The organism is Streptomyces capoamus, assembly GCF_014654935.1.
Lineage (GTDB): Bacteria > Actinomycetota > Actinomycetes > Streptomycetales > Streptomycetaceae > Streptomyces > Streptomyces capoamus.
In genome coordinates, this window is record NZ_BNBF01000008.1 from 82,093 (window position 1) to 95,110 (window position 13,018).

General features: G+C 72.6%; 14 protein-coding genes. 9 read left to right on the plus strand and 5 right to left on the minus strand.

Annotated elements, in window-relative coordinates; all coding sequences use genetic code 11:
- Window positions 1-767: diacylglycerol kinase (locus tag IE312_RS14955; protein WP_229899773.1), on the minus strand; the 767-nt coding region annotated here is incomplete at its 3' end.
- 197 nt (window positions 768-964) lie between these two features.
- Here IE312_RS14955 and IE312_RS14960 point away from each other — a divergent pair.
- Together IE312_RS14960 and IE312_RS14965 are read left to right on the plus strand one after the other, a co-directional pair.
- Entirely contained in the window at window positions 965-2,248 is a 1,284-nt protein-coding gene (locus IE312_RS14960) for an adenylosuccinate synthase (RefSeq protein WP_189981968.1), read from the plus strand.
- A 97-nt stretch (window positions 2,249-2,345) separates the two neighbouring features.
- Window positions 2,346-2,573 carry a hypothetical protein gene (locus tag IE312_RS14965; RefSeq protein WP_189981970.1) on the plus strand — a complete coding sequence of 76 codons (228 nt, stop codon included), beginning with the start codon at window positions 2,346-2,348 and terminating at the stop codon, window positions 2,571-2,573.
- 9 nt (window positions 2,574-2,582) lie between these two features.
- On the opposite strand, the gene IE312_RS14970 is transcribed toward IE312_RS14965, so the two are convergent.
- The 3 genes from IE312_RS14970 to IE312_RS14980 form a co-directional block, all read right to left on the minus strand.
- Window positions 2,583-3,233: a putative DNA-mimic protein gene (locus tag IE312_RS14970; RefSeq protein ID WP_189981973.1), complete on the minus strand. Its 651-nt coding sequence runs from the start codon at window positions 3,231-3,233 to the stop codon at window positions 2,583-2,585.
- A 121-nt stretch (window positions 3,234-3,354) separates the two neighbouring features.
- Entirely contained in the window at window positions 3,355-4,050 is a 696-nt protein-coding gene (locus IE312_RS14975) for a GntR family transcriptional regulator (protein WP_189981975.1), read from the minus strand.
- Window positions 4,051-4,175: 125 nt separating this feature from the next.
- The gene (locus IE312_RS14980) at window positions 4,176-5,531 is read right to left on the minus strand and encodes an aspartate aminotransferase family protein (protein WP_189981976.1); all 1,356 of its coding nucleotides are present in this window, start codon (window positions 5,529-5,531) and stop codon (window positions 4,176-4,178) included.
- A gap of 190 nt (window positions 5,532-5,721) precedes the next feature.
- Between IE312_RS14980 and IE312_RS14985 the strand changes: the two genes are divergently transcribed.
- The 3 genes from IE312_RS14985 (at window position 5,722) to IE312_RS14995 (ending at window position 8,773) form a co-directional block, all read left to right on the plus strand.
- Window positions 5,722-6,327, plus strand: coding sequence for a DJ-1/PfpI family protein (locus tag IE312_RS14985; RefSeq protein ID WP_189981978.1), 606 nt, complete (start codon window positions 5,722-5,724; stop codon window positions 6,325-6,327).
- Window positions 6,324-6,803, plus strand: a complete 480-nt coding sequence (locus tag IE312_RS14990) for a MarR family winged helix-turn-helix transcriptional regulator (RefSeq protein WP_189981980.1) — start codon at window positions 6,324-6,326, stop codon at window positions 6,801-6,803. Before IE312_RS14985 ends, IE312_RS14990 begins: the two co-directional genes overlap by 4 nt.
- 77 nt (window positions 6,804-6,880) lie before the next feature.
- Window positions 6,881-8,773, plus strand: coding sequence for a serine/threonine-protein kinase (locus IE312_RS14995; RefSeq protein ID WP_189981982.1), 1,893 nt, complete (start codon window positions 6,881-6,883; stop codon window positions 8,771-8,773).
- A 30-nt stretch (window positions 8,774-8,803) separates the two neighbouring features.
- Here IE312_RS14995 and IE312_RS15000 read toward each other — a convergent pair whose 3' ends face one another.
- On the minus strand, window positions 8,804-9,553 hold the full coding sequence (locus IE312_RS15000) for an SLATT domain-containing protein (RefSeq protein WP_189981984.1): 750 nt from the start codon (window positions 9,551-9,553) through the stop codon (window positions 8,804-8,806).
- A 250-nt stretch (window positions 9,554-9,803) separates the two neighbouring features.
- On the opposite strand from IE312_RS15000, the gene IE312_RS15005 reads away from it, so the two are divergent.
- The 4 genes from IE312_RS15005 to IE312_RS15020 all read left to right on the plus strand — a co-directional run bounded on the left by IE312_RS15005 (window position 9,804) and on the right by IE312_RS15020 (window position 12,936).
- Complete coding sequence (locus tag IE312_RS15005) at window positions 9,804-10,166, plus strand: YbaB/EbfC family nucleoid-associated protein (RefSeq protein WP_189981986.1); 363 nt, start codon at window positions 9,804-9,806, stop codon at window positions 10,164-10,166.
- Between the two features lie 72 nt (window positions 10,167-10,238).
- Window positions 10,239-10,838, plus strand: a complete 600-nt coding sequence (recR, locus tag IE312_RS15010) for a recombination mediator RecR (protein WP_161297263.1) — start codon at window positions 10,239-10,241, stop codon at window positions 10,836-10,838.
- Window positions 10,831-11,493 (plus strand): DUF5063 domain-containing protein, encoded by a 663-nt coding sequence (locus IE312_RS15015; protein ID WP_189981988.1) that lies wholly within the window; start codon window positions 10,831-10,833, stop codon window positions 11,491-11,493. The genes recR and IE312_RS15015 overlap by 8 nt, the downstream gene beginning before the upstream one ends.
- A gap of 171 nt (window positions 11,494-11,664) precedes the next feature.
- Entirely contained in the window at window positions 11,665-12,936 is a 1,272-nt protein-coding gene (locus tag IE312_RS15020; RefSeq protein ID WP_189982270.1) for an aspartate kinase, read from the plus strand.
- The last annotated feature ends 82 nt before the right edge of the window (window positions 12,937-13,018 follow it).

A 13,018-nucleotide genomic window follows, 5' to 3' on the forward strand; every position in this document is an offset into this window, starting at 1 on the left:
CCCGAGACCGTCGCGTCGGCCCGGTAGCGGAAGTCCGCGCCCGTGACCGTCACCGTGCGGCCGGAAACCAGCAGCGGTGTCGCCTCGGCGCCCACCGACAGGGGGCGCACCTCCACCGAGGCCACTCCGCCCGGGCCCGGGGCCACCGACACGGCCTCCACCGGCTGGCCCAGGTCCACCACCGGCTCCCCGTCGACCTCCACCCGCAGCCGGGTCACCCCGGGGGAGGGGACGGCGGGCAGCCGGGCGGGACGGGCGCCCAGGGTGCGGGCCAGGGAGCGGAACCAGGGCCGTTCCGGGGCGACCGGCCCCGGGGCGACCGGCTCCCGGACCGGCGCCGGCGGAATGCCCAGCGCGCCCAGCACCACCCCGTCGCTGTCGTCGACCAGCAGGTCCAGCCGCCGCTCGGTCCCGTCCAGCACCGCCCGCGCCGCCGCCACCGCGCCGCCGGGCACCCCGAGCGACTCCATGAGCGCGGTGTCGCCCACGGGCACCACCGCCAGCGCGCACCCGGCCAGCTCCCGCTGCCGGTGCAGCAGCGTGACGGCCCGCACCAGCGCCCGGTCGTCACCGATCAGGACCGGCCGCCGGGACCCCCTTCGGCCCAGTGCGCGGGCGAACTCCTCCGGCCCCTCCGGGAGACACACCTTGGTCGCCGCACCCGCGCTGAGCACGTCTTTCGCGATGCGCACGGACTCCCCGTCCGTCTGCCGCGCGGCCGGATCGACGATCACCAGCAGCTGATCGGACGTCGCGAAGGTCGCCACCTCGGTCCTGCCTCGCTTCCTCGGGTAGCATCTTTGTGCAAGAGCCCCTTGCGCTATTGCGCCAGGGGCTTCGTCTATTCCGGGGCATCCGGTCCGACGGTTGTGCGACCGAAGACGGTCGCGGTGGTACGCGGCGGTGAACCTTACGCCCATGCCCCCGACCATGGACATGCCCCGCCCGGAAGGGGTGTACGCGCGTGCCCGCACTTGTGCTGCTCGGTGCTCAGTGGGGTGACGAAGGCAAGGGAAAGGCGACGGACCTGCTCGGTGGCTCCGTCGACTATGTGGTGCGTTACCAGGGCGGCAACAACGCCGGCCATACGGTGGTCGTCGGCGACCAGAAGTACGCACTGCACCTGCTCCCTTCCGGAATCCTCTCGCCTTCGTGTGTTCCGGTCATCGGCAACGGCGTCGTCGTCGACCCGTCGGTCCTGCTCTCCGAGCTGAGCGGTCTGAACGAGCGTGGCGTCGACACGTCCAAGCTCTTGATCAGCGGCAACGCGCACATCATCACGCCGTACAACGTGACCGTCGACAAGGTGACGGAACGCTTCCTCGGCAAGCGCAAGATCGGCACGACCGGCCGCGGCATCGGCCCGACCTACGCGGACAAGATCAACCGCGTCGGCATCCGGGTCCAGGACCTGTACGACGAGTCGATCCTCCAGCAGAAGGTGGAGGCCGCCCTCGACGTCAAGAACCAGATCCTCACCAAGCTCTACAACCGGCGCGCCATCGCCGCCGAGCAGGTGGTCGAGGAGCTGCTGGGCTACGCCGAGCAGATCAAGCCGTACGTCGCCGACACGGTGCTGGTCCTGAACCAGGCCCTGGAGGACGACAAGGTCGTGCTCTTCGAGGGCGGCCAGGGCACCCTGCTGGACATCGACCACGGCACCTACCCGTTCGTGACGTCCAGCAACCCGACCGCGGGCGGTGCCTGCACCGGCGCCGGCGTGGGACCGACGAAGATCAGCCGGGTCATCGGCATCCTCAAGGCCTACACGACCCGTGTCGGCGCGGGACCGTTCCCGACCGAGCTGTTCGACGAGGACGGCGAGGCGCTGCGCCGCATCGGCGGCGAGCGGGGCGTCACCACCGGCCGCGACCGCCGCTGCGGCTGGTTCGACGCGGTCATCGCCCGCTACGCGACCCGCGTCAACGGCCTGACCGACTTCTTCCTCACCAAGCTCGACGTCCTCACCGGCTGGGAGCAGATCCCGGTCTGCGTGGCGTACGAGATCGACGGCAAGCGCGTCGAGGAGCTGCCCTACTCGCAGACCGACTTCCACCACGCGAAGCCGGTCTACGAGATGCTGCCGGGCTGGAGCGAGGACATCAGCAAGGCGAAGTCCTTCTCCGACCTGCCGAAGAACGCCCAGGCGTACGTCAAGGCGCTGGAGGAGATGTCCGGCGCCCCGATCTCCGCGATCGGCGTGGGCCCGGGCCGGGACGAGACGATCGAGATCAACTCGTTCCTGTAGGCAGCGCCGGGCACCGCACGGAACCGCCCGCCGGCCCGCCCTCACCGGGCGCCGCCGGCGGGCGGTTCCGTCGTCGTACCCGGTGGACAATGGACGTGTGGGCGTCCACCGGAGCGCGCTGTGCCGGGGACCGTACGGCGGTGAGGGGCACCGGGCCGGCGGCACGGACTGCTCCGACCCCGCCGTCTTCGAGGTCGCCCGCCACAACAGGCAGCCCCTGCTGGTGTGCCCGGTGCACCTCGGCCCGTCCCTGCTGCTGGCGGCGGGCGTGCTGTGGCCCCCGGAGATCCGCCTCATCGCCCGCGCCCCCCGCCCGCCGGCGTAGGCCCGGGCCTCAGCTGAAGACGATCATCGAGCCCTGGGCCAGCGAGCGGGTGGCGGCCGCGTGCAGGCCCAGCCAGACGTGGCGTTCGCGGGCGAAGGGGCTGGGGTCGTAGGGCGCCGGGACGGCCGGTTCCTCGAGTTCCGTGGGGGCCGCGGGCGCGGCGGGGGGCGCCGGGGGGTTGGCCGGGTCGATGCCGATGGACGGGGCGACGTACTCCAGTTCCCGCAGCAGTGTCTGGGCGGAGCCCAAGGGGCCGCCGCCGGCGAGGAGTTCCTCGTTGGACAGCGGGTGCGGGAAGTCCACGGGGACGTAGGCGCCGGCGTGGTCGTAGTGCCAGACCAGGTGCGACTGCTGGGCGGTCGACTCGAACATCTCCAGCAACTGCTCGTAGTCGCCGCCCAGTTCGTCCACCGGTGTCACCGGCAGCCCGCAGACCTGGAGCAGGTAGACCCGGCGCAGGAAGTGCAGGGCGTCGTAGTCGAAACCGGCGACCGGGGCGACGTCACCGGACAGGCCCGGCATGTACTGGTACACCGGCACCGGTGGCAGACCGGCCTCGGCCAGGGCCTTGTCGTACTGCGCGAGTTCCTCGGCGAAGGGGTTGTCCGGGGTGTGGCACAACACGTCCACGAGCGGTACCAGCCACAGGTCACAGGCCAAAGAGGGCTCCTCGCATCGGCAGGCGCGTGATCACGCACGGCAGCGGGTCGTCAGGGAAGGGTAGTCGGTACGGCCCCGGGGCGGCTCCCCTCGGACGGCTCGGAGGGGCCGTACCGGTCACTTACCCCTTGGTCAGGTGTTCCAGCAGTGCCAGGGAGTGCGCGTTGGCGTCGGCGACGATCGCGCGGGCGGCCTCGGCCTCGCGCCGGGCCAGCGCGTCGACCAGTTCGGTGTGCCCGGACCAGAGCCGGCCGCGCAGGTCGGGCAGGCGCAGCAGGTGCTGCACCGCGCACACCCAGGACTGCACGCGCAGGCGGTGCAGGAAGTCGCCGAGGTAGGGGTTGCCGAACAGGGCGCTCAGCTCGCGCCAGAACCGCAGGTCGTAGCCGATGAGGACGGTGATGTCGCCGGCGGTCGCGGCGCGCTGCGCCTCCTCGCCGCGGCGGCGCACGGTGGTCAGGGCGGTGGCCGTGCGCGGGTCCCCGGGCGGGGTGCCGAAGGCGGGGTGGCCGGTGGTGAGGGCCTGGAACATGCCGTCGGTGACCAGGCTGCGGGCCTCGATCATGTTCCGGTAGTCGGTGAGCGAGTACTCGGGCACCCGGAAGCCGCGGTGCTGGTCGGCCTCCAGGATGCCCTGCGCCGACAGGTCGACCAGCGCCTCGCGGACGGGGGTGGCGGAGACGCCGTACTGGTCGGCTATCTCCTTGACGGTGAACGCCCGGCCCGGACGCAGCCGCCCGGCCAGCACCTCGTCACGGAGCGCGTCCGCGATCTGCTGGCGCAGGGTACTGCGCGTCACGGTGCCGTTGCCGGGCATGGTCCGGGCCTCTCCTCACACGTCCGGGTGGGTACTCGCACGGATCCGCGATTTCGTGGGTCCTTGTTTCTTACGAGCACGTCACCTTACGCGTTCGGAGCGGCCCGGCGGCAGGCCCGGTACGGTCACACCGTGTGTTCGTCGGCGACGCTCAGCGCGGCGTCGAGCGCGGCCAGGCCCGCCTTCAGCTCGGCCTCGGTGGCATTGCACGGCGGCACCACGTGGGTGCGGTTCATGTTCACGAAGGGCCACAGCCCGTTCCGCTTGGCGGCGGCGGCGAACGCGGCCATGGGGGCGTTCGCCTCGCCGGCCGCGTTGTACGGCACCAGGGGTTCGCGGGTCTCCCGGCTGCGCACCAGCTCCAGTGCCCAGAACATGCCGACGCCGCGCACCTCGCCCACGCTCGGGTGCCGCTCGGCCAGTGCGGCGAGGCCGGGGCCGACGACGGTCTCGCCGAGCAGCCTGGCGTTCTCGACCACGCCCTCCCGCGCCATCACATTGATCGTGGCGACGGCGGCGGCGCAGGCCAGCGGGTGCCCGGAGTAGGTGAGCCCGCCGGGGTAGGGCCGCTTGCCGAAGGTCTCGGCGATCTCCTGGGAGACGGCCACACCGCCGAGCGGCACGTAACCGGAGTTCACGCCCTTGGCGAAGGTCATCAGGTCGGGGACGACGCCGAACAGGTCGGCCGCGAACCACTCGCCGGTGCGGCCGAAGCCGGCCATCACCTCGTCCAGGATGAAGACGATGCCGTACTTGTCGCACAGTTCGCGCACGCCGGCCAGGTAGCCGAGCGGCGGCACCATGATCCCGGCGGTGCCGGGGACGGTCTCCAGGATGATCGCGGCGATCGTCCCGGGCCCCTCGAAGGCGATGGTCGTCTCCAGGTGCTCCAGCGCCCGGGCGCACTCCTGCTCCTCGGTCTCGGCGTAGAAGCGCGAGCGGTAGAGGAACGGCGCCCAGAAGTGGACGACGCCGGCGGCGGCGCCGTCGGAGGCCCAGCGGCGCGGGTCGCCGGTGATGTTGACGGCCTGCTGGGTGCCGCCGTGGTACGAGCGGTAGGCGGAGAGCACCTTCGGGCGGCCCGTGTGCAGCCGGGCCATGCGCACCGCGTGCTCCACCGCGTCCGCGCCGCCGTTGGTGAAGAAGATCTTGTCCAGGTCGCCCGGGGTCCGCTCGGCGATCAGGCGGGCCGCCTCCGAGCGGGCCTCGACGGCGAAGGCGGGCGCGAAGGTGGTCAGCTTCGCGGCCTGCTCCTGGATCGCGGCGACGACCTCGGGGTGCTGGTAGCCGATGTTGGTGAAGACGAGGCCGCTGGTGAAGTCGAGGTACCGCGTGCCGTCGTAGTCCCAGAAGTACGACCCCTCCGCGCCGGCGACGGCGAGGGGGTCGATGAGGTCCTGGGCGGACCAGGAGTGGAAGACGTGCGCGCGGTCCGCGGCCTTCACCGCGGCGCCGGCTTCGGGGCTGGGCTGAGGGGTCATGCGGGTGAGCGTAGGTGTCCGCGATGCGGAAGGTATATCGGCGTCCTGTTCCGTGGACGGCGGCAATCCGCGACAGGTTGTCGACGGGACCCCGCGGCCGGTCCGGGTAGCGGGGAGAGTAGTGGCGAGATTTGACAGCATCCTGTCGACATGTCAGCGTGCTGTCATCCAACTGATCGAGGAGGCCGCCGTGAGCCGCACACCCGTACACCTCGCCGTCTACGACTCCCTCGCCGACTGGGAGACGGGACACGCCACCGCCTGGCTCGCCCGGGCCGGCCACCCGGTCCGGACCGTCGGACCGGGCCGGGCACCGGTCACCAGCATCGGCGGGCTCCGCATCCAGCCGGACCTCGCCCTCGGCGAACTGCGCCCCGAGGACAGCGCCCTGCTGATCCTGCCGGGCGCCGACCTGTGGGACACCTCCGACGACCTCGCCCCCTTCGCCCGCACCGCCCGCGCCTTCCTCGACGCGGGCGTCCCCGTCGCCGCGATCTGCGGGGCCACCGTCGGACTCGCCCGCGAAGGACTGCTCGACGACCGCGCCCACACCAGTGCCGCCCCCTTCTACCTGGCGGCCACCGGCTACGCGGGCGCCGGCCACTACACCGAGGCCGACGCGGTGACCGACGGCGACCTGATCACCGCCGGGCCCACCGAACCCGTCGCCTTCGCCCGCGAGGTCCTCAGCCGCCTCGGGGTCTACGAGGGGGAGGTCCTGGACGCCTGGTACCGGCTGTTCCACGACTCCGACCCGGCCGCGTACGCCGTCCTGCACGGCGCCGGCGCCCCGTGAGCCGGGAACGGCAGGAGCTGCTCAGCCGCAGCGCGCTCGGGGTCTTCCGGCTGAACGGCCAGTTCCTGTCCGTCTCCGAGGAACTGGCCCGGCCGGCCGGGCTCACCGCCGCCTGGTGGCAGGTGCTCGGGGCCGTGCTGGCCGAGCCGCTGCCGGTGGCCGGCATCGCCCGGGCCATGGGCATCACCCGGCAGAGTGTGCAGCGGGTCGCCGACCTGCTGGTGGACCGGGGCCTCGCCGAGTACCGGCCCAACCCGGCCCACCGGCGGGCCAAGCTCCTCGCGCCCACCCGGGAGGGGCACGCGGCCGTCGCGCGGATCGGCCCCGGGCACGCGGCCCTCGCCGACCGGCTGGCCGAGGCGATGGGGGAACGGGATCTCGCCGAGGCGGTTCGCCTGCTGGAGCGGCTGTCGGCCGTCCTGGACTGCCTCGCCGAGCCCGCGGACGCACCCGAGCGGCCTGTTACGGAACCGTAGACGCAGCACCGGGACCGCGGTCACGGCGCCGCACTATCCTCTGCGCTGCAGACCTATGGGGGGAAGGCGGCGCGGGGATGGAGAAGCTGGGACCGGGGGATCCCGGGCGGATCGGGGCCTACCGGCTGCTCGCACGGCTCGGCGCGGGCGGCATGGGGAACGTGTACCTGGCCCGGTCGGACCGGGGGCGGACCGTCGCCGTCAAGCTCGTCCGCGAGGAGCTGGCGGCGCGCGAGGAGTTCCGGGCGCGGTTCCGGCAGGAGGTGCAGGCCGCCCGCCGGGTCGGAGGGTACTGGACCGCGCCCGTGCTGGACGCGGACACCGAGGCGGCCGTGCCGTGGGTGGCGACCGGCTACGTGGCCGGACCGAGCCTGCAGCAGGTCGTCGGGCACGACCACGGGGCCCTGCCCGAGCGGTCCGTGCGGATCCTGGCGGCGGGCCTCGCGCAGGCGCTGAAGGACATCCACGCGGCCGGGATCGTGCACCGGGACCTCAAGCCGTCGAACGTGCTGGTGACCATCGACGGCCCGCGCGTGATCGACTTCGGCATCGCCCGGGCCCGGGAGACGGCGACCGCCGGCGGGGAGGGGCTCACCCGGACCGGGGCGCTCATCGGCTCGCCCGGTTTCATGGCGCCCGAGCAGGTGCGCGGGGACCGGATCACCCCGGCCTGCGATGTGTTCTGCCTCGGCTCCGTGCTGGCGTACGCGGCGACCGGCGTGCTGCCCTTCGGCGGCGCCGACAGTGGGGTGCACGCCCTGATGTTCCGCATCGCGCAGGAGGAGCCGGATCTGACCGGGGTCCCGGAGGGGATCGCCGACCTGGTACGGGACTGCCTGCGCAAGCAGCCGGCCGGCCGGCCCTCGCTGGACGCGATCCTGGAGCGCACCGGGGTGGAGGACACCGTGACCGGGGGCCGCTCCCGGGACCCCTGGCTGCCCGGTTCGCTCGTCGCGCAACTGGGACGGCACGCGGTGCGGCTGCTGGAGGTGGAGGACCCGGAGCGGGGCGCCGCCGCTCCTCCCGGCGGGGAAGCGCCGCCCGCGCCGCCCGCGCCGGACGCCGGCGGCGTCGGCGCGTCGCCCGAGCACGCCCCCGTGTCCGACGGTGGCCCGGCCGCCCCCGTCGGCCACCTGCCGGCCGCCGTCCCGCCCGGGACCCCGCCGCCCGGCCTCCCCCCGGCACCGCCCGTGTTCGGGGCGGCCTACGGAGCCCCGCAGCCGCACCCCCAGCACCCGCAGCCCGCCGGGTACGGGTATCCGCCCCGGCCCGGGGGCTGGGGCGGGGCCCAGCCGCCGTACCACCCCCCTGCGGGAGCGGGCGGCGGGTTCGGCGCCACCGCGCCGTACGGGACGGCGGCCGCCGGCGTCCCGGCGGAGCCGGAGCGGCGCGACGGGCGGTCCACCGCGCTGCTCGTCGTGATCGCGCTGGTCGTCGCGCTGGGCGCGGGCGGCTCGGTGTACGCGCTGATGAAGAACGGCGGCGGGACCGACGACAAGGGCGACGGCAGGCCCGGTCCGGCGCACACCGCCGGTTCCGCGTCCCCGGACGGCTCCGGCCCGGCCTCGCCGGCCGGTGAGTCGCCGTCGCCGTCGCCGTCCGCCTCCGCCGCCGGGGCGGTCCCGGAGGCCTACCTGGGCACCTGGCGGACCACCATCGACAACGCGAGCGGTTCCAACACCCGCGAACTGACCATCCGGCAGGGCGAGGTGGGCGACACCGTGCTGACGCTGGTCGCGGACGGGCCGGCCGGGGGCGGGGGGTCGTACCACTGCGTCTTCGCGGCGCGGCTCGCCCGGGAACCCGGCGGCAGCGGGCCGTTGGAGATCGGACCGTCCACCGTCACCACCGGCGAGCCCGCCTCCTCCTGCAGCCCGGGCGAGGCCACCGAGGTCACCCTGCTGCCGGACGGGCGGCTGAAGCGGGAGAAGCGCGGCGGCGGGGAGAGCCTGACCTACGACAAGCAGTAGCCCGGCCCGGCGCCTGCCGTCCGGATCACGCTAGCGGGGCTCCGGGGGGCGTTGCCGGGGCATGTTCGGGCGGCTGCCGTTCGCCGGGGGCAGGGTGTAGCGGCCCCCGCCGCCCCCGACCTCCTGGCGCGGCACCGTCGCCACCGCCGTCTGGATGCCCAGCGGCGCCGACCCCGTGCGGAACTCCACCATCCAGTCGGTCGTCTCCGCGCGCACCAGCTCCGTGATGTCCTCCGAGAAGCGCCGCAGCACCGACAGGCACCGCTCGGCCGCCTCGCTCGCCGTGCCCTCCGCCGGGCCCAGCACCTCCCGCACGCTCTCCGAGGCCCAGTCGAACTGGAACGCCTGCAGCCGCCGTTGCACCGCCTGCGCGGTGGCGACGTCCCTCATCCAGCCCGAGGTGACCCCGAAGAACCGGTCGACGCCGACGCAGGCCGCCGTGAGCAGCAGCGCCAGACAGCCCCAGGGCGCCACCGCGCCGGCCACCCCGGTCAGTTCCAGCAGGGGCAGCGCCGCACCCGCCACCGCACCCGCCGCCGCCCCGATCCGCAGCACGCGCGCCCCGCGCCGCTTCCAGACCCGGTCCCGCAGGTACCAGGCCGCCGTCTGCAGTGCCCGCCGTTCCACCCACCGGTACAGCTCGTCGAGCCGTTCGGCGGGCTCGCCCCAGTCCCCGAGCGGGAAGGCACGCCCGGTCAGATCGCCCGGCCGCAGCCCGGCCGCCCCCTCGCCCCGCCCGTCCTGAGGCGGACGCTCGGGCTGCATCTCCGGCTGACCCACCCGGCACTCCCTACTGATCACTGATCGCTGCTCACCATCGGTCACTTTGCGTGACATTCCATGTCGGCGCGCGGCCACCTTCCTACCGCCCAACGGGTGGCCGGGAGGGAGCTTTCCCGGCTTTTCCGCTCGGAAGAGGGCCTTGATCAGGTATACGACTGCCGAACTTCTCACTCGAAAGAGTGGCGGGGCGATGGGGGCGTGGACCACGTAGGCTCGTGCTCAAGGAGAAGACGCTAAGGAGCTGATCGTGTTTCCCGGTGGTGGCCAGGCCAATATGCAGCAGTTGCTCCAGCAGGCCCAGAAGATGCAGCAGGACCTGCAGCGGGCCCAGGAGGAACTGGCGAACACGGAGGTCGACGGGCAGGCGGGCGGCGGTCTGGTCCGGGCCACCGTCACCGGTGCCGGCGAGCTGCGGGCGCTGAGGATCGACCCGAAGGCGGTGGACCCGCAGGCCGCGTCTCCCGAGGAGACGGCCGAGACCCTCGCCGACCTGGTCGTGGCGGCCGTCCAGGCGGCCAACGAGAACGCGCAGGCCCTCCAGCAGCAGAAGCTGGGCCCGCTCGCCCAGGGCCTGGGCGGCGGCACCGGCATCCCGGGTCTGCCGTTCTGAGGCATCCGCCTTCCGAGCGGAGGCGGGAGCCGACTACCGTACGTACCGAAGGTCTCCAGGAAGGGCAGTCCGTTGTACGAAGGCGTGGTCCAGGACCTCATCGACGAGCTGGGGCGGCTGCCCGGCGTCGGTCCCAAGAGCGCGCAGCGGATCGCCTTCCACATCCTGCAGGCCGAGCCGACGGACGTGAAGCGGCTCGCGCAGGCGCTCCTGGAGGTCAAGGCGAAGGTCCGCTTCTGCGCCGTGTGCGGCAACGTGGCGCAGGAGGAGCTGTGCGGCATCTGCCGCGACGCGCGCCGCGACCCCGCCGTCATCTGCGTGGTGGAGGAGCCCAAGGACGTCGTCGCGATCGAGCGCACCCGTGAGTTCCGCGGCCGGTACCACGTCCTCGGCGGCGCCATCAGCCCGATCGAGGGCGTCGGGCCCGACGACCTGCGTATACGGGAACTTCTCGCGCGGTTGGCCGACGGGACGGTCACGGAACTGATCCTGGCCACGGACCCGAATCTGGAAGGCGAGGCCACGGCGACGTACCTCGCGCGCATGATCAAGCCCATGGGCCTGAAGGTCACCCGCCTGGCCAGCGGCCTCCCGGTGGGTGGCGACCTGGAATACGCGGACGAGGTCACCCTCGGCCGCGCCTTCGAGGGGAGACGACTCCTAGATGTCTGACGCCACGCTGCACGCCTCGGCACACAACCCGGACGATTTCGTCGTCCAGATCGCGGACCAGGTCGAGAGCTTCCTGGTGGCCGTCACGGAGGTGGCGAGGGGCGACGAACCCGAGTCGGCCGTCCCCTTCCTCCTCCTTGAGGTCTCCCAGCTCCTGCTGGCCGGCGGCCGGCTGGGCGCCCACGAGGACATCGTCCCCGACGACCGCTACGAGCCCGACCCGGGCCCCGAACCGGACGTGGACGAGCTGCGCGAGAACTTCGCCCGCCTGCTGGACCCGATCGACGTCTACTCCGAGGTCTTCGACCCGTACGAGCCCCGCAAGGCGCCCGTGCCGGCCCGGCTCTCCGACGACCTCGCCGACATCATCACCGACCTGCGGCACGGCATGGCCCACTACCGTGCGGGCCGCACCACCGAGGCCCTGTGGTGGTGGCAGTTCTCGTACTTCTCCAACTGGGGCCCGACGGCCTCCGCCGCGCTGCGCGCCCTGCAGTCCGTCCTCATCCACGTCCGCCTCAACCAGCCCCTGGAGGAGCTGGACGGCCTCGACACCGACCAGGCGGACGTGGGCGACGACACCCTGGAGTTCGAGGCGGGCCGGGTGATGGCCGAGGAGATCGGCGGACCGCTCGGGATCCGGCCGGGAGCGTAGGGGGCGCGGCCCGCGCGGCTGTGACCCCGGGCACGTTCCGAGTGTCCGGCGGCCGGGCTGGGCAGGTGCCGGGGGCGGACGTCCGGATGTCTCACCATGCGGGAGCAGGGTGGTGTCATTCGGACGCTCGATAGACTGAGCCGACACAAACGAACCGAGCGAGGAGCGCACGTGGGCCTTGTCGTGCAGAAGTACGGAGGCTCCTCCGTAGCCGATGCCGAGGGCATCAAGCGCGTCGCCAAGCGGATCGTGGAAGCGAAGAAGAACGGCAACCAGGTTGTCGTCGTCGTTTCCGCGATGGGCGACACGACGGACGAGCTGATCGATCTCGCCGAGCAGGTTTCTCCCATGCCTGCCGGGCGCGAATTCGACATGCTGCTGACCGCCGGGGAGCGGATCTCCATGGCCCTGCTGGCGATGGCGATCAAAAACCTGGGCCACGAGGCCCAGTCCTTCACCGGCAGCCAGGCAGGCGTGATCACCGACTCGGTCCACAACAAGGCCCGGATCATCGACGTCACGCCGGGCCGGATCAGGACGGCGCTCGACGAGGGCAACATCGCGATCGTCGCCGGTTTCCAGGGTGTCTCGCAGGACAAGAAGGACATCACCACGCTGGGCCGCGGCGGTTCCGACACCACCGCCGTCGCGCTGGCCGCCGCGCTCGACGCCGAGGTCTGCGAGATCTACACCGACGTCGACGGCGTCTTCACCGCCGACCCTCGCGTGGTGAAGAAGGCGAAGAAGATCGACTGGATCTCCTTCGAGGACATGCTGGAGCTCGCGGCCTCCGGTTCCAAGGTGCTGCTCCACCGCTGTGTCGAGTACGCCCGCCGCTACAACATCCCGATCCACGTCCGGTCGTCCTTCAGCGGACTGCAGGGCACGTGGGTCAGCAGTGAACCGATTGGGGACAAGAAGGTGGAGCAGGCCATCATCTCCGGTGTCGCGCACGACACCTCCGAGGCCAAGATCACGGTCGTCGGCGTGCCGGACAAGCCGGGTGAGGCCGCCGCGATCTTCCGGACCATCGCCGATGCCGAGATCAACATCGACATGGTCGTGCAGAACGTGTCCGCCGCCTCCACCGGCCTGACGGACATCTCCTTCACGCTGCCGAAGACCGAGGGCCGCAAGGCCATCGACGCGCTGGAGAAGAACCGCGCGGGCATCGGCTTCGACTCCCTGCGCTACGACGACCAGATCGGCAAGATCTCCCTGGTCGGCGCCGGTATGAAGACCAACCCGGGCGTCACCGCCGCGTTCTTCGAGGCGCTCAGCGACGCCGGTGTGAACATCGAGCTGATCTCGACCTCCGAGATCCGCATCTCGGTGGTCACCCGCGCCGACGACGTCCCCGAGGCCGTCCGCGCCGTGCACACCGCCTTCGGGCTGGACTCCGACAGCGACGAGGCCGTCGTCTACGGTGGCACCGGCCGATGAGCCGGGGTGCGGGCCGATGACCGGCAGGCGCCGATGACCGGCAGGCCGACGCTCGCGGTCGTGGGAGCGACCGGGGCCGTCG